This window comes from Niastella sp. OAS944 (assembly GCA_024809215.1).
GTDB lineage: Bacteria > Bacteroidota > Bacteroidia > Chitinophagales > Chitinophagaceae > Niastella.
The window spans coordinates 465,261-486,939 of record JANUBW010000006.1; the positions used below are offsets into that span (position 1 = coordinate 465,261).

Annotated in this window: 17 protein-coding genes; 7 read left to right on the top strand and 10 right to left on the bottom strand. The window is 43.0% G+C overall.

The window, feature by feature from the left end; translation table 11 throughout:
* Window positions 1-535 precede the first annotated feature (535 nt).
* Window positions 536-2,962 carry a TonB-dependent siderophore receptor gene (locus GGD38_RS24330; RefSeq protein WP_375301535.1) on the bottom strand — a complete coding sequence of 809 codons (2,427 nt, stop codon included), beginning with the start codon at window positions 2,960-2,962 and terminating at the stop codon, window positions 536-538.
* Between the two features lie 511 nt (window positions 2,963-3,473).
* On the opposite strand from GGD38_RS24330, the gene GGD38_RS24335 reads away from it, so the two are divergent.
* From GGD38_RS24335 to GGD38_RS24345, 3 genes are read left to right on the top strand one after another with little or no spacing between them, the layout of a single operon-like run.
* Window positions 3,474-4,376, top strand: a complete 903-nt coding sequence (locus GGD38_RS24335) for an NAD(P)/FAD-dependent oxidoreductase (RefSeq protein WP_375301534.1) — start codon at window positions 3,474-3,476, stop codon at window positions 4,374-4,376.
* A gap of 2 nt (window positions 4,377-4,378) precedes the next feature.
* The gene (locus GGD38_RS24340; protein ID WP_375301533.1) at window positions 4,379-4,753 is read left to right on the top strand and encodes a DUF1304 domain-containing protein; all 375 of its coding nucleotides are present in this window, start codon (window positions 4,379-4,381) and stop codon (window positions 4,751-4,753) included.
* Entirely contained in the window at window positions 4,750-5,349 is a 600-nt protein-coding gene (locus GGD38_RS24345; protein ID WP_375301532.1) for a macro domain-containing protein, read from the top strand. Before GGD38_RS24340 ends, GGD38_RS24345 begins: the two co-directional genes overlap by 4 nt.
* Before the next feature lie 11 nt (window positions 5,350-5,360).
* Here the strand turns inward: GGD38_RS24345 and GGD38_RS24350 are convergent, their stop codons facing one another.
* The 4 genes from GGD38_RS24350 to GGD38_RS24365 are packed head-to-tail and all read right to left on the bottom strand — an operon-like array spanning window position 5,361 to window position 7,470.
* Window positions 5,361-5,837 carry a phosphodiester glycosidase family protein gene (locus GGD38_RS24350; protein ID WP_375303896.1) on the bottom strand — a complete coding sequence of 159 codons (477 nt, stop codon included), beginning with the start codon at window positions 5,835-5,837 and terminating at the stop codon, window positions 5,361-5,363.
* Complete coding sequence (locus GGD38_RS24355) at window positions 5,816-6,085, bottom strand: hypothetical protein (RefSeq protein ID WP_375301530.1); 270 nt, start codon at window positions 6,083-6,085, stop codon at window positions 5,816-5,818. The genes GGD38_RS24350 and GGD38_RS24355 overlap by 22 nt, the downstream gene beginning before the upstream one ends.
* 5 nt (window positions 6,086-6,090) lie before the next feature.
* Window positions 6,091-6,441, bottom strand: coding sequence for an ADP-ribosylation/crystallin J1 (locus GGD38_RS24360; RefSeq protein WP_375301529.1), 351 nt, complete (start codon window positions 6,439-6,441; stop codon window positions 6,091-6,093).
* A gap of 15 nt (window positions 6,442-6,456) precedes the next feature.
* Window positions 6,457-7,470, bottom strand: coding sequence for a peptidyl-alpha-hydroxyglycine alpha-amidating lyase family protein (locus tag GGD38_RS24365; RefSeq protein WP_375301528.1), 1,014 nt, complete (start codon window positions 7,468-7,470; stop codon window positions 6,457-6,459).
* Window positions 7,471-7,739: 269 nt separating this feature from the next.
* Between GGD38_RS24365 and GGD38_RS24370 the strand changes: the two genes are divergently transcribed.
* Genes GGD38_RS24370 through GGD38_RS24380 form a run of 3 tightly spaced genes read left to right on the top strand, consistent with a single transcriptional unit; the run spans window position 7,740 to window position 13,665 of the window.
* Window positions 7,740-8,339, top strand: a complete 600-nt coding sequence (locus GGD38_RS24370) for a YfiR family protein (protein WP_375301527.1) — start codon at window positions 7,740-7,742, stop codon at window positions 8,337-8,339.
* A 16-nt stretch (window positions 8,340-8,355) separates the two neighbouring features.
* Entirely contained in the window at window positions 8,356-10,551 is a 2,196-nt protein-coding gene (locus GGD38_RS24375; protein ID WP_375301526.1) for a TonB-dependent receptor plug domain-containing protein, read from the top strand.
* An 18-nt stretch (window positions 10,552-10,569) separates the two neighbouring features.
* Complete coding sequence (locus GGD38_RS24380; RefSeq protein ID WP_375303897.1) at window positions 10,570-13,665, top strand: response regulator; 3,096 nt, start codon at window positions 10,570-10,572, stop codon at window positions 13,663-13,665.
* A 2-nt stretch (window positions 13,666-13,667) separates the two neighbouring features.
* On the opposite strand, the gene GGD38_RS24385 is transcribed toward GGD38_RS24380, so the two are convergent.
* The 4 genes from GGD38_RS24385 to GGD38_RS24400 are packed head-to-tail and all read right to left on the bottom strand — an operon-like array spanning window position 13,668 to window position 19,827.
* Complete coding sequence (locus tag GGD38_RS24385) at window positions 13,668-14,483, bottom strand: CheR family methyltransferase (protein WP_375301523.1); 816 nt, start codon at window positions 14,481-14,483, stop codon at window positions 13,668-13,670.
* Window positions 14,484-14,492: 9 nt separating this feature from the next.
* Complete coding sequence (locus GGD38_RS24390; RefSeq protein WP_375301522.1) at window positions 14,493-18,077, bottom strand: response regulator; 3,585 nt, start codon at window positions 18,075-18,077, stop codon at window positions 14,493-14,495.
* Window positions 18,078-18,092: 15 nt separating this feature from the next.
* Window positions 18,093-19,355: a response regulator gene (locus tag GGD38_RS24395; RefSeq protein WP_375301521.1), complete on the bottom strand. Its 1,263-nt coding sequence runs from the start codon at window positions 19,353-19,355 to the stop codon at window positions 18,093-18,095.
* Window positions 19,356-19,371: 16 nt separating this feature from the next.
* Window positions 19,372-19,827, bottom strand: coding sequence for a response regulator (locus tag GGD38_RS24400; RefSeq protein WP_375301520.1), 456 nt, complete (start codon window positions 19,825-19,827; stop codon window positions 19,372-19,374).
* A 311-nt stretch (window positions 19,828-20,138) separates the two neighbouring features.
* Between GGD38_RS24400 and GGD38_RS24405 the strand changes: the two genes are divergently transcribed.
* Window positions 20,139-20,783 carry a vancomycin high temperature exclusion protein gene (locus tag GGD38_RS24405; protein WP_375301519.1) on the top strand — a complete coding sequence of 215 codons (645 nt, stop codon included), beginning with the start codon at window positions 20,139-20,141 and terminating at the stop codon, window positions 20,781-20,783.
* Here the strand turns inward: GGD38_RS24405 and GGD38_RS24410 are convergent.
* Window positions 20,770-21,582 carry a glutaminyl-peptide cyclotransferase gene (locus GGD38_RS24410; protein WP_375301518.1) on the bottom strand — a complete coding sequence of 271 codons (813 nt, stop codon included), beginning with the start codon at window positions 21,580-21,582 and terminating at the stop codon, window positions 20,770-20,772. The genes GGD38_RS24405 and GGD38_RS24410 overlap by 14 nt on opposite strands.
* Window positions 21,583-21,679: the final 97 nt, after the last annotated feature.

The following is a 21,679-nucleotide window of genomic DNA, read 5'->3' on the forward strand; positions in this document are numbered from 1 at the left end:
CTTTTCGGTAGAGGCATAGGTTTCCCTATACGCCAGATCAGTGCGTTTTGCAATATGCTTTTCGCTAAGGCAATAGCATTCCTTTATGCTGCAACGGCATTCGTGTACAGCACAGATCATTCAGCTAAAAACAGTTTTAGAGAATTGCGTTAGGTTTTACGCGTTTCAAGATCGGCCATTAACAGTGTGAACATAATGCTCTGCATATGCGAGCATTGGGTGAATTGGAAGGAGAAGTAAAATGAGTACGCAATTTATAAACTAAATCAATTATTAGGTTACGCGATGAGGAAAAATAATTTTCACTTAATCACAGACCTGTAAGGTACGCCATCTGAGCTGGCATTCACAAGTGGTAAATGCGGTCCTGACAGGTCGGCAATAAAAGCAGACCTGTCAGGTCCAATTATACTTAATAATAGCGCAGCACCCTATGATGGACCTTACAGGTCTACAAAATAAAAACGGCTCTCCCGTTTTATGGGAAAGCCGTTGACAATGAAAATGCTGCTTTATTAACACATGGAAAAAGAGACTAGAACTTAATGGTTACATTAGCCGAAATGCTACGTGGCATTTGCGGTGTTAATGTTCCCTGGCCAACAAAGTATGTTTCGTTGGTGGCATTGTCGACCTTTACAGCCAGGCGGTAACTGCGGGCTTCATAAAAAATGGTACCGTTCAATAATGTATATGAAGGCAGGGTGAATACACCGGTAGCCAGTGCATTTGAGGTCATGTGCTCATCAACATAATTACCACCTGCACCGAGGCCAAAGCCTTTCAACTTACCTTTTGGTAATGTATAGGTAAACCAACTAGTGAACAGGTTGCGGGGACCGGCAGCTGGTGGGCGTCTTCCTTCTAAGGCTGCTGTGGACTTTGTAAATTTACTGTCGTTATAGCCATAGCCGGCCAAAATGTTCAAACCTGTAATAGGCGTGGCCTGTACATCCAGTTCAAAACCTTTGCTTGTCTGGCTGCCATCCTGCACCGTTACATTATATGTTTTGCCATCTCTTTCTGAAGTATAACTTCCGGGACGCGTTACATTGGTAAGCCTGATGTCATAATAACTGGCGGTAAAGTTCAGCTTATCATTGAACAGGGTAGCTTTTACTCCACCTTCAACTTGATTAGCCTGTTGTGGTTTAAATACACCCGATACTTCGTTTGTTGGCTGTGAAACGGGCGCTACGTTAATAAAACCATTCATATAGTTTGCAAACACTGACACTTTATTTTTGACTACCTGGTATACCAGTCCCAGTTTTGGTGATACACTTGTTTGGTGGTAGCTGGTGAAAGCGGCAATGGTATCGGCTATATGGTTGCGGGTACCTTTGCTGTCGAAACCATCAACACGCAGGCTTAGCATAGCCAGTAAATTATCGGTAATGTTTATTACATCCGATGCGTATGCGCTATACACTTCAGTTATAGTATGATTGTGTACGGCGCCCGATTTGCCGGCCAGTATTTTCTGATCAACTATAGCGCGGGATATTTTTGCATAGTTGCGGTCGTCGAAGTACGTGCCATTTATGGTGTCGAGCCCGGTGTTCGAAATGTCGTTGTTCATTGTAAAACGAACATAGTCGAGCCCTACAAGTAAACGGTGTTTGATGGCGCCGGTAGTAAACGTGCCGGTAAAGTTTTGCTGAACACCCAACGTTGAATTTATAGTGTTGTACAGCGAGAAATTACGTTCCAGCGTATCGTCTGATTTTGCCATACGTACGAACTGGTATTGATAATATCCATCAGATTTGCGGGTATTGTTGCTAACAATGGTTTGTGAGGTCCAGTTGTTGGTAATTTTATAGGTGGCAACGGCCCGCACATTGGTGGTAGGCATTTTCATGGTTATATCGTTCGTAGTATAACTCCGTTTCCAGTTGAAACCCATTTTATCTGGTGAATCATAAATAAAGGGACGGGTACGGTTCAGGAAAATGGTCGATGGGCTGGTCATTTCTGCATTATAAAACTCAGCGTTCAAATTGATCTTGAGTTTATCGCTGGCGCGGAACTCAAGGGCGGGAGCGAGCAACAATGATTTTCTAAAACCGGCATCCTGAAAACTTTGCTGGTTTTGGTAAGCGGCATTCAACCGGAACAAAACATTTCCCGCTTTATTGGCAGGGCCATAAATATCGGCGGTAACACGGTTAAGGTTATAGCTACCCATGGTATATGCTACCTGGCCGCCAAACGTGTCGATAGGTTTTTTAGTTACAATATTAACAGCCCCACCCAGGGAGGTTACCACATTTCCAAATAAAGTAGCAGATGGGCCTTTCAGCACTTCAACTCTTTCTACATTCGCAGGGTCCATTTCGCCATTTGTTTGTCCGGGCATTCCATCGATCATCGATACTTCAGTACGAAAACCACGAATGCTGTATACAGCTGCGCCATCGGTATTTATTCCACGGTTACCCTGAATTTTATATACACCGGGCGTGTTCTTTATAAGACTACCAAAATCGGTAGTTACCTGTTCTTCTATCAGGTCTTTACCCAACGTAGTATACATCTGTGGGTTTTCCAAACGGCTCAATGGCATTTTGGCAACGGTTTCACTGCTGGCTGCTGGTTTGTTCTTTCCGGCTGCGATCACTACTTCCTGCAGCTCCGAATGGTTTTCAGTGAGCACAAAATCGGTCACTATGATCTCACCTTCGTTTATAGTAATGGTTTTGTCAACTGGTTTTAGTCCAACAGCGGTTACACGTATGGTATAACTGCCGGGTTTTATGCCCGTGATCTTATATTCCCCTTGTTTATTGGTTGCTGTAGTTTTTTTTGTGTTGGTAAGCGTAACCGTAATACCATCGGCCGGCTGGCCATCGGCAGTGGTTACCTTTCCCTGCAAGGCGCTTTGTTGTTGTGCCTGCAGAACAATTTGAAAGCCGGTGGTCAGGATTAATAACAGTGTAAGACGAAGCTTAATTTTCATTGTTTTTCATTTATTAAATGCAAAGTGCTATAGTATGTCGATTTTATTTAAAGTGACTTGTTGTACTGGCAGGGAATCGTATAGTATCAATAAAAAGAACCTGTTTAGGCACTGCGCTGTGTCTGGTTCTCCTTCCGTTACAGCGCAGGTACGATAAACAGGTAAAAAGTTGGAAAAGGTTTGTAACAGTTTTGTTCACTTACCTCTTCATCACAGGCCATTAATTGAATATCAAATACTAATTGTTACAATGGAAGGAGAAAAAAAATTGAAGTGCAAAGAAAAGTGTTGGCGGCAAAAACTTGCTTACGCGATCAGGAAATTGATTTACGATTTCAGTAACATAACGCGTATACGAAAATCTAAATCCCAAGATCCAAGAGCCAATTAAAACCGCAAACATGGAAGTTTATTGGTATGTCTTATTGTACTTGCAATTGCATGCAACATTGTTGCAAATGTAAAACATTCCTTACATTTGCTTCATTACTTCAGACGAAAAAAGACATATATGGAAAAGCAATACGATGTGATCATTGTAGGCGGCAGCTATGCAGGCTTGTCGGCCGCCATGGCATTGGGCAGGAGTTTACGAAAAACCCTGATCATCGATGGGGGCGAACCCTGTAACCGGCAAACCCCGCATTCGCACAATTTTATTACGCACGACGGCAATACGCCAAAAGCGATTTCCCTGCAGGCCAAAGAACAGGTGTCGAAATATGATACCGTGTCATTCTTACAGGGAATTGCTGTGTCGGCTACCAAACTCAACGATGGTTTTGAAGTAAAAACTGCTGCCGGCGAAGCATTCTCAGCAAAGAAAATATTATTTGCAACCGGTATTAAGGACCAGATGCCCGCAATTGACGGTTTTGCCGCCTGTTGGGGTATTACGGCAATACATTGTCCGTATTGTCATGGTTATGAAGTAAGACATGAAAAAACCGGTGTCATAACTAATGGAGACCTTGGGTATGAATATACCAAACTCATTAATAACTGGACGAAAGAGCTCACCCTTTTCACTAATGGTAAATCGACCTTAACGCCTGAGCAAACCGAAAAGTTGGCGAAGCACAATATTTCCATTGTAGAGAAGGAGATTGCTGCATTTGATCATACAAACGGTTATATAAACCAAGTATTGTTTAAAGATGGCAGCGCCATGCCAATGAAAGCTGTATATTCGAAGCTGCCTTTTGTACAGCATTGCGATATTCCGATGCAATTGGGCTGTGCGTTAAATGAACAGGGGTATCTTTCGGTAGATAATTTTTACAAAACAACGGTGCCTGGCGTTTTTGCCGCCGGCGATAATATAAATATGATGCGATCGGTTGCACTGGCAGTTTCAGCAGGTAATTTAGCGGGCGCGTTCATCAATAAAGAACTGGTTGACGAAACCTTTTAAATATGGAAGTATTAGCTAACATTTTGGTGGGCGTAGTTGCCCTTGAGCATTTATTTATTTTGTACCTCGAAATGTTTGCCTGGGAAACAATGGGCAAAAAAGCATTTAAGGGTTCATTGCGTCCGGAGTTATTTGCGCCCACCAAAACGTTGGCAGCCAATCAGGGTTTATATAATGGCTTTCTGGCCGCAGGTCTTATTTGGTCGTTTTTTATAACTGATAAGGCCTGGAGTAATAATGTGGCTATCTTCTTTCTAAGTTGCGTTATTGTTGCCGGAGTGTATGGCGCCATTACTGCCAGTAAAAAGATATTTTTTATACAGGCGCTGCCGGCGCTGATCGCCTTAGGTGTTAAACTAATTATCTCGTTTGTATGAAGATCATTCTGTGTGGGCTGGAAGCCAAACTGGTTGAGGCCTGGCGTCAATTTTTTTCCGAAGAAAAGGATGTTGTAATACTGGAAGGCGACATTACAACGGTGGCGTGTGATGCTATTGTTAGTCCGGCCAATTCATTTGGGTTTATGGATGGCGGGCTCGACTATGCGCTATCAGAAAGATTTGGGTGGGACCTTGAAAAACAGCTTCAACAAATGATCAAAGACCTGCCGGAAGGTGAATTGCTGGTAGGGCAGGCTATGGTGCTGGAAACGGGTGATAAAATGGTGCGCTTGCTTATTTCGGCCCCAACTATGCGTATACCCACCAATTTCAATATAGATACTTCGGTAAATGCCTATCTGGCCATGAAGGCCATTTTGATAAAGGCAAAAGGCGATGATCGCATATCATCGGTTGCCATTCCCGGTCTTTGTACCGGCGTAGGGCGTATGCAACCAATGATTGCCGCCCGCCAAATGTTTCAGGCGTATAAGGAAATTATTCTCGGTGAACGAATGGATTTTGCCTCATTTGGCGAGGCGCAAAAATATCACTGGAATATCAATCCGCAGGGTATGATCTGGACGCATTAGAGGTTGGATCTCTATTTCGTCACTCCAATGATCACCCCAAAGTCGCCATCGGTTTGTGTCCAGTTCTTTTCAGGACAGTAAGTACGGGAAACAAAACCATCGAGATAGAGGGCATATTTACAACCCATATCCTGAAAGTATTTGGCGAAATCGTAGAAGTTGACATTGTCTTTCGACATGGCGAATACCACTTCACCATTGGGTAAAATACCAACGCCGTTCCTTACGTTCGTATTAGAAGAGCCTTTTGTAAAAACTGAATTAATGGCGCCATCTACAATAAGCAATGGGCCAGATTGGGTGGCGTATTTTGTTTTACTGCTTTTCTTAAAGTCACTGGTTTTACAAATTACGGCCTTGTTATCGGTAGTAATGTAAAACACGCCATTGGGTTGCAGGTAAAAGTTGCCACTTCCCCGGGCCGTGTTCAATTGCCTTAACTGTTTTGTATTTTCTATATAAAGCCCTAAGGGACTGCGGTCTTCCATATATACATGCCGCCATTCATGGCAAAAAGCAGCTTCTTGTTTTTGCTTTCAACCCAGGTTTTCAAGTTGCCAAGACTGTTGAACAGTTCGTTTTTGTCGTTTTTCCAATATAATCTCAGATCACTTTTCTTTACATCGACGTTATAAGTTACAAATAAGTCGCTGTCTTGCCGGCCGGTTGAAAAGCGCATACTGGCGCTCCCTGCTATCAAGATAAGCGTAAACGTGAAAAGTGCTTTTAAATTCATGGCTTCTATTTAAACTCCTTAGTAATCTCAATCAACCCCACTATATTACTGTTGAACTCATCCATTTCTTCGGCAGGCACCCATAGTTCATCGTGTATTTCACCACCTACGTTTTGGATCTCGAACTTACTTAAATAGTCGCTGTTGACTGCAAATTTTGTTACATAGCCAGCGCCGTATGCAGGTACATTCCAATCTCTTGATATTTGAATGGCGTATTCTTCATTCATTACAGGATAAAAAATAGGCTGCTCCGGCAGCCGGGGTGGAAATTCCTTCCAGCCTGATTGTTCAATCAATACCAGTTCCTGCGGTCCTACCGGGCGATAGAGTATTGTTACGTTTGTTGGTTGCATATAGACAAAAATAGATCAATGTTCTGGTACCTTACTAAATTTTTGTAAGGTATTACCCAGTATATCGCAAGTGTAAATGTTTTCTTCGGTATCTATGGCCAAATCGTGGTACCAGCAGGTATTGCCCTTGTAATTACCACTTCTGCCAAATCTCGTTTGAATATCACCGCCTGTATTGAAAATAAATACGTCTGATCCCCGGTGCTTTAGTTTCAAAAAGGAAAAATCATCAACCGCATATAATTTTGTCTTGTTTAAACTTACTGCACAAATGTTTCCAAAGGAGGGGTCGGTTATTTGTTTTATAAAGTTTCCGTTTGAATCAAACTGCTGTATGCGGTTGTTTTCGCGGTCGGCCACATATACATTGCCTTTTTCGTTCAAACAAATACCATGTGGTAGATCAAATTCGCCTTCGCCGTTTCCTTTCTTACCCCATTGAAACAGGTATCTACCGGTTGACGAAAATTTTATTACTCTGTTATTGCCATAGCCGTCGCTAACATAAAAGAAGCCATCACGTGCAACGGCTACGTCTGTGGGTTTATTAAAATGCGAGCTGTCGTTCCCCGAAACTTTTGCTTCTCCAAGTTTCATCAACAGCTGCCCTTCATGACTGAACTTGAATACCTGGTGAAGGCCAACATCTGTTACCCAAATGTTATTCTCTTTATCTACCGCAAGCCCATGCGGCATTATAAAAAGACTGTCACCCCAGCTGTTCAATAGTTTTCCTGTATTTCTGTCAATGATCAATATCGTTTTGGTCTTTATTGTTTCGGAAGGCATAGGCCCTAGTAATGGCCATTTCCTGTTTGCCCTATGAAAAACAACTATGTTCTCATTAGTGTCTAGGTCTATGCCGGTGGGGTTGCCCAAAAGTAGTTCTCGCGGCAGCGCAGGCCAGTTCTTTACAAGTTCATATTGGGTGGTATCATTGCCTTTACCTGTTTTAACTGGTTGTAAAATATAGGCCAGCAATGTAACTGCAATAAGGAAGAAAATGAGGATGAATACTTTTTTTATCATTTGTCAGTAGCCTGAATGAGGCAAAACAGTATTACAAGTTTGTACATAATATGCAAATTTAAAAATCTCCCCCCATAAACATCGATCTTTTTAGGAAGGTAACATCTAAGTGTATACCTTAAATTTCTTATATGTTATTTGTTTATAATTACAATTAAGTTCATTCCTGCTCAGGCACTTGCAGCTGTTATAAACGTAATTGCGACATATTTCAAAATGCACAGCCTGCCAGTGGGGATACCGGCAGTCAAATATCCAAGTCCAGTACTATGAACAACCATTATGCACATGAGGGGCCAACAACCTTGTCATTAAATTATGCGGATAGGCATAAACAAAAGCGACTTGTTAAACGGCGTTATAAAGCAATAATAATAGTTACCATTCTATTGTTCTCTCACCTGTACGAGGCCTGGGCGCAAAATGCCTACGCCGTTCACGCCAATATAATTTACCACTTTACCAAATACATCAACTGGCCCGACGACAGAAAAACGGGCGAGTTTGTAATTGGTGTAGTTGGGGATACGCCTTTATACGACGAGCTGAAGAATTTCACCTCTAAAAGATCTGCGGCCGGGCAGCCCATCGTTGTCAAAAGATTCTCAACAAACGCCTCACTCTACAATTGCCATATACTTTTTGTTGCCGACGAATCGAGCAGTAATATTAAACGCATAGCCGCCACTACGGCCAATACACCTACACTGCTTGTTACCGAATCGGAAGGGTTATCGCGCAAAGGGGCCTGTATCAATTTTGTGCTGGTCGATGATCGGCTGAAGCTGGAGATCAATAAAACCAATATTGAAAGTCGCAGCCTCGACATTGCTTCGGAACTTTTGAGCCTGGGTATTATAGTAAAATAAAGAGTTTAACAAAACCATGATACAATCTGTAAGCCGGAAATTATTTTCGGTATCTATTGCTGTAAGTTGTTTAATAATAACTGCCAGGGGGCAGGCCGATACTGCTTTCCATAACACCTATGATGGCATGAGCCTGAAGGACCTGTTGAATGTAAAGATCGTTTCGGCATCCAAATCGGCCGAGTCGTTGTTCGATGCGCCATTGTCGGCCTCAGTAATTATGAAGGAGGATATCATGAAAAGCGGCGCCACCTCTATTATGGAGGCATTGCGCCTGGTGCCGGGCTTTATCGTTCGGGAACAAAGCAATGGCAATTACGATATTCATTTGCGGGGTATGGATAATGTTCCGCCCTATGCCTCTTTTTCGCTTACCTCCAATACCACTACGCTGGTAATGATCGACAATCACCCCATATACAGTTACCTGCATGGCGGCACCTTTTGGGAAACCCTGCCCATTGGCATGAACGATGTAGAAAGGATAGAAGTAGTGCGCGGCCCCGCGGCGGCTTTATATGGGCCTAATGCGGTGAACGGCGTTATCAATATCATTACAAAGGACCTTGATAAACGGGGCTGGTATGCAACGGTAAACAATCGCCAGGGCACTAATCATACTTACCTCAACAATGCTTCAGTTGGATATAAGTTTAACAAGGTTAGCATTATCGCCTCTGGTAACTACCAGCATCGCGACCGCTCGCAATCTGGCTACTATGAATATTACAGGGATCAATGGTTTGAGCATCCTGACTATATGATCAAAATGACAACCGATACGGTAAAAGACCTGCAGACCCATTATCCCCATCACAATACCTCGATGGAGAAACTTGCCGGTAATTTATTTGTGAATTATCGTCTGTCGGCGAAAGATAAACTCAGTCTTTCTACCGGTATGCAACACTCCATATCTCAACGGGTTTCTGTTGAGAACGGGTTTACACCACTGTCATTTGTACAATCAGATACCCGGTATGCCGACCTGCGTGGGAACATAAAAGATTTCTCCATTCAGCTGTCGCACAACAGCGGTACACAAAACGTTGAGTTTACGCCTGGTAATAAATATGATTTCAGCATCTTTCATGGGAATGTTGAATACAATTATATAAAAAGAACTCTTTCAATAAAACCTGGCTTCAGCTATCAAAGTGCGGTTTATGATGACGGAAAGTATGCCGATACAATGCTTAAGAACGGTTTGTTCAATGCCCGCGGACTGATCACCACAGCAACGGCTTACCTGCGCAGTGAATACAAACTGTTCAATAATGCACTGAGGCTGGTGGGCGGATTGGCTATAAGCAAATTCAATTATCCCGATACGGCGTATTTGTCGTACCAGCTGGCTGCCACCTTTAAGCTGAACAAGAATAACCTGGTAAGGGCGGTGTTCTCAAGCGCGCCACGCTCATCAACTGTTTACAATACCTATGTGGCCCAGGCCTTTTATACAATTCCAACAGGAGTTAACCGCTGGGAATCAATGGCCATAATTGGTAACAAAGACCTGAAATTACTTACTGCAAAAATGATCGAACTGGGATATCGCAGTGAAATTAGCCGTCATGTAAGTGTTGATGCAGAATTGTTCCGTATTCATTCACATAACTATAGTTTACAGGTTTATCACAATCCTTATGATATCATCTATGGCGCCGATACGGTGAACATGTCGCCTATTATGACCACCAATTTACCCATGCAATTAAATCAAACGGGTGTTACGGTGTCTGTTACAATTGATGTTCGCAAGTTGAAGATAAAACCGTTTGTAACCTGGCAGCAAACGATCATAAAAGATTTCGTGGCTTCTGATCTTATGCCAAACGTGGTACCCGGTGCAACCGATATTTATTCAGGTATTGGTAACAGCAGCGTACTTAATAGCACACCTGCATTATATGGAGGCGCAACAGTTGATTATAAATTAGCCAGAAAACTGAATGTAAATCTCAGCACCTATTTCTTTACCAAACAGGAGTATCATCATATTTCCGGAATTCTATTGAATAATTCAGTACAGGGTACCGACAGGATAGCAGGGAAATTTATTCTGAATGCAAATGTATCGTATGAACCGGTTAAAGGGCTTATGTTATTCTGTGCCGGCAGGAACCTATTGAATCAAACTGTCCGTGAGTTTTATTATACCGATAAAGTGCCGCTTATGCTGATGGGCGGTTTTAGTTACAAGTTGCCATAAATCCTATTGAAAGATCCTATGAAATTAAGTATCAAACAAAGAATAGCTTTTAGTTTCTGGTTTTTGGGCGGCATATTTATAATAAACGGGTTTATTACCATCGTTACACTTATCAGGAACCATAAACATTCTGAAAAAATATCGAATGTAGTACTGCCTGGGCTGCAAAGTATCGAAGACCTCAATACAGTGTTGTTGAAGTCGAAAATGTACACCAGTAACTGGGTGTTCCTGCGATCGGGCCAGGAAGATAAAACGCAGCTGAAAAAGATCCATGAAACGGAATATTATGATATAAAGAAAACGATAGCCAGTTATACCAGCAACTGGGGGCAGAAAAAGATCAATGACAGCCTGCAAAAGGTGTTTGTTCGTTTTGAACAATTACTTGTTGTTGAAAAGGAGATCATGAGCGCCCTGCAAAAGTTTAGTGACTATGACGACCCTGTGACCAAACTGGAAGCTGAAAGAAAGATAGAAGACGAGGTACTGCCGCAATCTGCGGCTATTATGCATTCGCTTAATGATATTCATGCCATGGGCGAAATGTACCTGGCGCAGCAGAATAAAAAACTGGCAGAGTCGCGGTACAATTTGCGGGCGTTTATTATAGTATTATCCGTGTGCATTGTAATGATCGGCTTTCTGCTTTCCCTGTATTTTTCAAAAAAGATCATTGAGCCCATAGCCCGCATACGCAACATAGTGAACGACCTGGGCAAGGGTATAACCAGTAAACTCAACTATAAGAATGCCGATAATGAAATAGGTGAAATGATGGTGGCGGTGAACAACCTGTCGGAGAAATTACAGGTCACCAGCCTGTTTGCACATGAAATAGGTATGCGCAATTTTAATATGCCTTTTGACCCATTGAGCGAAGAAGATACATTGGGCAAGGCGCTTATTGCCATGCGCGACAACCTGAAGACCAGCGAAAAGGAATTGCTGGCTGCCAACTGGCGTCTGCAAAAGAAAGACCATCTTTTACAAACTGTTGCTGAAGCTACGCATGAGCTCATAAGTAATAATGATCCCAATAAGGCCATTGAAAAGGCTATGCGTTCATTGGGTAAAGGCATCAATGCCGATGGTATAAACATCTACACCATTCGTGTTGATGATGGAGAAAATAAGTTGTATGCCGATTCGTTTATGCGCTGGTTGCAAACTACCGATGAAGTTGAATTTAAATCGCCTTTTTATTACGATACCCGGCATATGCCCAACGCCATAAAAGCACTTGGCAATAATGAGGTGTTCTCGCGCCTTACCAGGGATGTGGATGATGACGATTTGCGTCAGTTATTCGAAAGCAGGAACATTAAGTCGGTAGCTGCATTGCCTGTTTTTGTAATGGACCAGTTTTGGGGCTTTATTGCTTTAAGCAATAATTATGAGCGGGTGTGGACGGAAACCGAATTCTCTATTCTTAAATCATTTGCCGTTACCATGGGTACAGCCATCGGGCGTATTCGCATGGAAAAACAACTGATAGTGGCAAAGGACAATGCCGAAGCCGCCAGCAAAGCAAAAAGCGAATTTATGGCCAATATGAGCCATGAGCTGCGTACGCCCATGAATGGTATTATTGGGTTTACCGATCTGGTGCTTACAACCGATCTGCAAAAAGGGCAGCGTGAGTATTTAAGAAATGTAAGTAAGTCGGCCTACAGCCTGTTGAATATTATCAATGACATTCTCGACTTCTCTAAAATTGAAGCGGGTAAGCTGTTGATAGATGAAGTGCCTTTTAACCTGGCAGAGCTGGTAGAAGATACCGTTGACCTTATTTCAATAAAAGCAGAGGAAAAGGGTCTTGAGCTGGTTTGTTATGTTGACCCGTTGTTGCCGTCACAGTTGCTGGGCGACCCTATTCGCATAAAACAGGTATTGACAAACCTGATGGGCAATGCGGTAAAATTTACTAACCAGGGCGAAGTAGTGGTGCATTTGCAATCGGGCACAAAGTATATAAAGAACGATCTTACTTATACTGATGTAAGTATTACGGTAAAAGATACCGGTATCGGTATTGCAAGGGATAAGCTCGATGCTATTTTTGAAAGTTTTACCCAGGCCGATAATTCAACCACCCGCAAGTATGGCGGTACGGGTTTAGGGTTAACCATTTCAAAAAGCCTGGTAGATCTTATGGGTGGCGCATTAAGCGTGGAAAGCGAACCGGTAGTAGGTAGTTCATTTTCGTTCAGCCTGTCGCTGCAGGTAATGAATGAAGCATCGCAGGTTGCGTTTGAATCGAAGCCATTGTTACGCGAAGTGTTGATCATAGATGACAATGAAACCAACTGCAAACTGATGCGGGGTATTTTCGATCACCTGCAAATACCTTGTAAAGTTTGTACCAACGGGCCCGAAGCCCTGTTATTGATAGCGGAAGCTATTGATAAAAATGAGCCATACGATCTCATTATTACCGATCACCAAATGCCGGTAATGGATGGCATAACCCTGGTGAAAGAAATAAAGGTGCTATTGAAAGGGCGTACTGAACCTTTTATCTTAATGTTATCGTCGTTGGAGAAAACCGTGTTTCAGCATGAGGCGGAAAGTATTGGTATTGATAAGTTCCTGTCGAAACCAGTGAAGTTGAATGATCTGAACAAGCTGCTGGCTGCTAGCTTTAACAAAGCCAGGGCCGGCGATCACAAGGAACATATTCCTGCCATTCAGGAGTTTTCGGCTACAACAAAAATACTGGTAGTGGAAGATGAGCCGGTGAACCTGTTCCTGATCTCTGAAGTGTTGCGAAAAATGGGTGCAGAGGTTATAACGGCCGGTGATGGGAACGAAGCGGTAGATATGCTATTGGAGCATAACCCGGCCCTGATCTTTATGGATATCAATATGCCGGAGGTAGATGGCTTTATGGCAACTGAGAATATTAGAAATTTACCTACGCATCACCGACATGTACCTGTTGTTGCGTTAACGGCCGATGCCATGAAGGAAGATAAAGAACGCTGTTTGGAATCGGGCATGAACGATTATATTTCAAAACCTTTCAAGCTGGAAGAAATATATGCGGTTATAAATAAGTATTGTCCCATGCTTGAGCAAAGATCACAAACGCCGGAGAAAACAACCATGTAATGTTAACGGTCCATTTTACGCCAGATCTTTTCCTTTTGCGCAAACGGGGTATATTTAGATGCTACGGCTGAAAAGCGCAGGCTTTCTTTTGAGCCCAGTATCAGATAGCCCAGTTTTTCGAGGCTGTTATCGAACAAGGTGAGCACTTTATCCTGAAGTACTTTATCGAAGTATATAAGCACATTGCGGCAAATGATGATCTGGAATTCGTTGAACGATCTGTCTGAGGCCAGGTTGTGTGTAGCCACCACCATTTTGGTTCGAAAGCGGTCATCAAATTTGGCCCATTCGTATTTGGCGGTATAATAAGTTGAGAAATCTTTTTTACCGCCGGCAGCAATATAGTTCTCGGAATACTGTTTCATTTGCGACAGCGGAAAAATACCCAGGTTTATATTTTCTATTACAGCAGGGTTGAGGTCGGTAGCGTATAGCAATGATTTGTGCAACAGGTTGGCTTCTTCCAGCATAATGGCCATAGAGTACACTTCTTCGCCTGTTGAGCAACCGGCATGCCAGATCCTTATAAACGGGTGAGTGGCCAGCACTGGAAGTATCTGTTCCCTGATGGCCTTAAAGACCATCGGGTCGCGGAACATTTCGGTTACATTTACTGTAAGTTGCTGTACAAGATGATTGAAGTACCCTGCGTCGCTCTTTACTTTATATAACAATTCTGCAAAACTGGGAATGCGGTCTATAACCATTACCCGGTTCACTCTTCTTTTTAATGAAGCCTTTGCGTAATTGCCAAAATCATAGCCATATAGCTCAAACAGGGTGGCAATAAGCAGGTCCAGCTCGTGCTCTTTGATCATTGGTTAAAGTTATTGATAAAGCCAAACACGCAACAGGGATATGAGCTGGTCAACATCAACGGGTTTGGTAATATAATCAGATGCGCCTGCCGCAATACATTTTTCCCGGTCGCCCGTCATGGCTTTTGCGGTAACTGCTATCACCGGCAGGTTACGGAACCTGGGCATAGTGCGCAGTTGTTTGGTGGTTTCATAACCGTCCAGTTCGGGCATCATCATATCCATTAACACCATGTCGATCTTTGCATGGGCTTCCAGCTGGCGCAACGCTTCTTTGCCATCTATGGCGCTAATAACGTTCATGCCATAGCTTTCAAGCGATTTGCTCAATGAAAATATGTTACGTACATCATCATCAACTACCAGCACCGTTTTGCCTTTCAATACTTCGCCGGTTTCTACTTTACGGGTACGGCGATACGAACGGCTTTCGGTTTGGTTTTCTTCAACAAGATGCAGGAACAGCGAAACCTCATCGAGTATGCGTTGGTACGAGTGGGCTGTTTTCACCACTATTGAATCGGCATACTGTTTTATTTTTACTTCTTCGTTTTGCGACAGGTTCTTGCCGGTAAAGATAATGATGGGCACTTCTTCGAGCCCCGGCGTTTTTTTCACTTCTTCTAATGTGTCGTATGAGCGTTGAGCAGGAATGCCCATGTCGAGTATTACACAATCTACTTCCTGTTTGTTAAGCGATTTTATTCCTTCTTCTACCGTGTCTTTTATTTCAGACGCTACCTGGTGATTGCTGAGGAAAAATGCCAGCGCTTTGGCGTGTTGTGTATTCTCTTCAACGATCAATACTTTTTTCGGATGACGGTTCAATGCGCTTTCTATCTTCGAGAACATTTCGCCCAGCTTCTCAAACGCTACCGGTTTGTTAATGAAGTCAACGGCACCTTTCGAAAGGCTCTTGGTCTTTGCCTGGTAGGCCGACATAATATGCACCGGAATAGGACGGGTATTTACATCTGATTTCAATTCATCCATAACCTGCCAGCCGCTAAGCACCGGTAATTGCAGATCGAGTAAAATACCTAGTGGAATGTATTGTTTGGCCAGCGCAATGCCTTCATCGCCCCGCACGGCTACAATACCTTTGTAACCTTTGGCGCGGGTATAATCGAGTAATGATTTTGCAAATGCGGTATCATCTTCTATTATCAATATCACTTTATCACCAGCTTCTATGCTGCCGCGGTCGTCTTCAACAGGGGAGGGAATAACGGGTGACAGGAACTCGCTATCGCGCAAGGGCATGGTAATAGCTGGCTTTTCCGCCTGCTCCCTGGCAGGTATGGTATCGTTTGTAGCATTTGGTTGTTGGATCTTATTATTTTTTACCGCAGGAAGTATAAGGCTAAACTCGCTTCCCTTACCGGTTTCGCTGGTAAGTATAATTTCACCATTAAGCAATTGGGCCAGTTTGCGGCTAATGGAAAGTCCCAGCCCCGTGCCGCCATATTGCCTGCGTGTACTGCCATCTGCCTGTTGAAACGCTTCAAAGATGATGGCCTGTTTTTCTTCGGGAATACCAATGCCGGTATCCTTAACGGTGAACCAGAGATCGCCATCCTTCTTTTGAATGTTCATTTTTACGGAACCTTTTTTGGTAAACTTTAATGCGTTTGATAACAGGTTTCGTAATATCTGATTCAGTCGTAAGCGATCGGTTTCAATAGAAAGTGGCAGGTCGTTCTCCTGCTCAACAGTGAATTCTATTCCCTTTTCTGTTGCCAGCGGTTGAAACAGTGATTGCAGTTCTTTTGCCAGTTCGGGTATGCGAATATCGGTGTACTCCAGCTCCATTTTACCGGCCTCTATCTTCGACAGGTCGAGTATTTCATCTATCAGTGTAAGCAATCCTTTGCCCGAGCTTTGAATTACGTTGGCATACTCAATTTGTTCGCTGTTTAAATTGCTGGTATGGTTTTCGGTAAGCAACCGCGATAATAATAAAATTGAATTGAGCGGTGTACGCAGTTCGTGGCTCATGTTGGCCAGAAACTCCGATTTGTATCTGGTGCTTTGGGCCAGCTCTTCGGCGCGGGCCTGTATTTCGAGGTTTCTTTCCAGTATCAGTTCATTCTTTTCTTCCAGCAGGCGGCTTCTTTCTTCCAGTTCCTGGTTGGCGTGTTGCAGTTCTTCCTGTTGTACCCGCAACTCTTCCTCGCTGGTTTGTAATTTCTCGGCCTGTGCTTCCAGTTCGGCGTTTATATTTTCCAGTTCGGTATGTTGTGCCTGTAATTCTTCCGATTGGGCTTGTGTTTCAGCCAACAGCTCATGCAGGCGCTGATGATCGCGGGCGCTGTGTATGGCCATGCCTATGTTATAACCGGCCAAACGTAAAAAGTCGAGCTTTACCTGGGTGTATGCATCAAGTGCAGCGATCTCTATTACACCTTTCAGTTTGCTTTCATGAAATATGGGTATAGCCAGCAGTGAAGCGGGTTTTATTAATCCTCCTGTAAAGTCAACCAGTATTTGCGATTCGGGAACATTTTCCAGGTATACCTGGCGGCCCGATTTTGCGCACTGACCCGCTATGCCTTCGCCAAAATGAATTCGTTCTTTTGCCAGTTGGTTCACGGCAATACCGGCGGCAAATTTCAATTCTTCCTCATCTGAGCGAAGGTAAAATGCGCCTTGTATAGAACCGGTGTAACTGGTCACAAACTCTATAACATGGTAGCTAAGCACTTCCAGTTCTTTTTTGCCGATCATGATCTCGTTCAGTTGCGCAACCCCGGTTTGCAACCATTGCTGATCTTTCAGGTGGTTAAATGATACGTGTAACGATTGCGTCATTCTGTTAAGTGAACCGGCAATACCGGCCAGCGCATCACTACCGGTGTCTTCTACCTGCACATCGTAATTACCGCCGGATATTTCCGTTGCAATGTCATTTATAAGCTCAATGCGGCGCGAGATCTGTTCGTCTTTTTCCAGTAATTCTTTCTGCAGCGCGTCTCTTTTATTATGATCGCTTAGCACCCGCATAAACGAGATAATGGTTACCAGTATGCCCAGCAGGCAGGCTGCAATAATGAGTGTAGGAGTGCTGGTAGCAAAACGGTTCAGGTTTTGTGTTCTTATTTTTAACAAACCTTCTTCCCGGTCCTGAATACGTTTAACAATTACCCGCACACTATCCATATGCTCTTTACCAACTACCAGTAAGCTGTCGGGGATGATCTCATTATTCTTTTTTTTCTTTACCAGTTCACCCAGGAAATTCAAACGGGTAAGGGCCTGGCTTTTCAGCAGATCGCAATCGCGTTGTTGCAGAATATTATCTGTAGTAAGGTTTTTTACATCATTTAACAGCAGGGTGGTGCGCTCCATGGCGTTATTGAAGGGATCGAGGAACTGGGGCTGGCCGGTTATCAGAAAACCGCGCTGACCGGTTTCTGCATCTACCAGGCTGGCTATTACCTTTTCCACTTTTTTCTGCACCTCGTTGGTATGATTTACCAGTTCGGCGCTGCTGAGCAAATTGGTAATGCTGATATATGACGCTACAGCACTTATAACGAGCAGTAACAAAGTAATACCATAACCAATGATGAGATTACGCTTAAAAGCATTCATCTTATTCCAAATGTTTTAATTTATTGAAACGCCAGTTGTATTGTTGCTTTGTTTAACCGGTAGCACAATGGTGAAGGTGGCGCCTTCGCCCTCTTTGCTTTTCACGCCAATAATGCCATTGTGTTTTTCTATGATCTTTTTTACAATAGCCAGGCCAATACCAGTGCCTTCATATTGTGTTTTTCCATGCAAACGTTGAAAGATCACGAAGATCTTATCTATATACGATTCATCGAGGCCAATGCCATTGTCCGAAATATCGATGCGTACATATGTTCCATTTTTATCGGGCACAGCTTCCAGCAATAGTTCGTTCACTGGCTCGCTTGATATATTTATAATGGGGCGGGTATCGGTTTTTGAGAACTTCAGCGCATTGCTTAACAGGTTCTGAAACATTTGCCGCATTTGCCCGGGAATGGCTTCCAGCTCGGGAAGCTGGCTTACATTAATGACGGCCTGTTTTTCTTTTATGGTTATTTCCAGATCGGCCAGCGTGTCTTTTACTACATCATTTAAATTTACCAGGGTATAAAGCGAAACGGCAGATAGTTTTGAGTAACTTAATAATGCGTTGATCAAATTTCTCATCCTTTCTGAAGAGGTGATCACTTTCGACATTTCGAGTTTTGCTTCGGGAATGTCTTTCAGGTATTTTTCTTCTATGATCTTTATAAAGGTGATGATCTTACGCAGTGGTTCCTGCAGGTCGTGCGAGGCCAGGTACGCATATTGCGCCAGTTCTGCGTTCCTGTTCTCCAGGTCTTTGTTTAGTTGCAACAGGTCCCTGGTGCGTTCCTCTACTTTAAACTCCAGCAGCGAATTGATCTGCTCTACTTCCTGTTGCGATCTTTTTCTGATCTCAATTTCCCGGCGCAATGCTTCTTCTACCTGTTTCAACTCCTGCCGTTGCGTATACAGCCGGTGAAAGGTTTTTACTTTCATCAGCAACAGCTCATTGTCGAATGGTTTGGTGAGGTATTCAACGCCGCCCGAATCGTATCCTTTGGCAATAAAACGTTTGTCGATGTTTACTGCCGAAAGGAAGATGATGGGTATATCCTTTGTTTTGTTAAGACCCGAAATGGCTTCCGCTACTTCATAGCCATCCATGTCGGGCATTTGCACATCGAGGATTATTACGGAATATTCATTCTTTAAGATCTTTTTCAGTGCTTCTTCGCCCGAAGCGGCTGTGTCGGTTTCATAAGCGTATAATTGTAGTAATGATTTTAAAGAAAACAGATTCTCATATTTATCATCAACGATAAGGATCATAGCAATTCAAAATGTTCTAACAAACGATAAAACAGCTGATGTTTTTTTGAAGTGATTGTAAAGCTGCCGGCAGTTTTGCAACAGGTGTTTTTGCAATGGCCGTTAATAATGTGTTTAGTTCATTAATGCCCCAGGGCTTGGTGATAAAGGCCATCGCCCCCGTCATCATCGTTTCTTCAATATCTGTCGACTGCGATGAGGTAGTATACATAAGCACGGGCACCTGTTTTAATCTTTCATCATTTTTCAGATGTCTCAAACACTCCTTGCCATCCATACGGGGCATATTGATATCTAAAAAAATAAGACTTGGTAAATGACCTTTGCTTCCACTCAAAAAGTCAATTGCGTCTTTTCCGTCATGCACGTAAAAGAGCTGAATTTTATCATCCACTTTCCGCAGGGTTTCCTGGAAAATAATAATGTCGTCAATGTCATCATCAACGAGCAAAAAACTACGGGGCTGAATCATATGAACAATTCCTGTGTTTATAAAAAATAATTATTATTTGAGCTTGGAATCCCTGTTAGCTACAGGTATTTTTGGTCTATGTTATTGACCCTGCCTGCGGTCCCTTGTATTAACATAGCTTATATTCGTACAATCTACATTCCACAGGATGTCGGGTAAAAAAATCCACAAAAGAAAGGTATTTTTAATGAACGATAACCCCATCATGGGTGCTTTTAAAGCTCTTTTAATGTGATGTTGCTTATTGTTATACAAACACTTAACGCCTGATTGTAATATGACGACAACTACAAATAATGTAATTTCACCCCATGCGTAAAAGAAAGATCCTTTGGTTTAGCCTGTTAGCGCTTATCCCCATTTGCCTAATAACCGTTATTGCCTGTAACTATATTATCAATAAAACTGCAAAGGGTAAGTTGTTTACCGATGCCAAAACAATTCCGTTTAATAAAGTGGGTTTACTGCTTGGCACTTCTAAAAAGCTGCACTCTGGTTATGGCAACCTGTATTATAACTATCGCATTGAAGCTGCTACGCAATTGTTGAAAGAAGGAAAAATAAAATACCTTGTTATCAGTGGCGACAATAGCCGCAAGGAATACAGCGAGCCCGAAGATATGCGTGCCGATCTTATAGCTGCCGGTATCGATTCTACTGTGATCTTCCTCGATTATGCCGGGTTCAGAACATTTGATTCTATGGTTCGCCTGAAGGAGATCTTCGGCCAGGATTCGGTGACCATTATTTCACAACAGTTCCATAACGAACGGGCATTGTATATGGCGCGTAAAGAAGGCATTACAGCTATTGCCTTTAACGCGAAAGATGTAAGCGCTCATTATGGCTTTGTTACTCAAATGCGCGAAAAATTTGCGCGGGTAAAAGTGTTTGTCGATTACCTGCTGGGTAAAAAGCCAAAGTTCCTGGGCGAAAAAGTGATCATTCCTGCTTAAGTTTTATCTGGTAAATGTGAGGCCAGTGTTTGCCGGTTACATATAGGGCGCCGCTGGTACTGTCGTACGCAATGCCATTCATTTCGCCACAATTGGGTTTTGCCATAGCAGCTTTCATGGCCAGTGCACTGCAATCGAGTTTGCCCACCACTTTACCATCGGCCGGGTTTATTTTCACTATATGATCTGTTACCCATACGTTGGCATAAATGTATCCTTTGATGTATTCAAGCTCATTCAGGCTGTCGCGCCGTGCGCCGTTCTCTGTTACCGGTAATCTTTTAACGGGTTTCAGCGTATTGGGGTTTAACCAGGTTAAGGTATCGGTACCATCGCTCATGATCAAATTTGTACCATCGGTAGTAAGTCCCCAGCCTTCTTTATTGGTATACGTAAACTCACCGGTGCGTTTAAAGGTGTTGGCGTCATAAATAAACCCGGTTTTGTTCTTATAGGTAAGCTGGTACAATTTGTCTTTAAAGAAAACGATGCCCTCGCCAAAAAAGCTTGTATCTGTCAATTGCACCTTTTTAGTGAATTTACCGGTTTTCAGATCGCTGATGCCAATAAGTGATTTGCGGCTGGTATCGGGTGAACCCGTACTTTCAAATAACTGGCCGTTGTGCATCAACAGCCCTTCGGTGTACAGTGAATTATCGTGAAGGAAGTAATTTTCCTCGCTAAACTGAATGGCTGGTGTACCGGCGGGCACTGCTGAGCCAAATTCAGCATCTGTATCTTCCGAATTACAACTCCATAAAACCAAACCGCCCACCATGGCGAATAAAAGCGACCGCATATTTAGAATTTAGTTCCAATAATAGCACTATCTGCTCAATTTTAAAATGCATTCTTGAACCAACCACTCATGTTCAAAGAAGGGTAAATTGTTCACT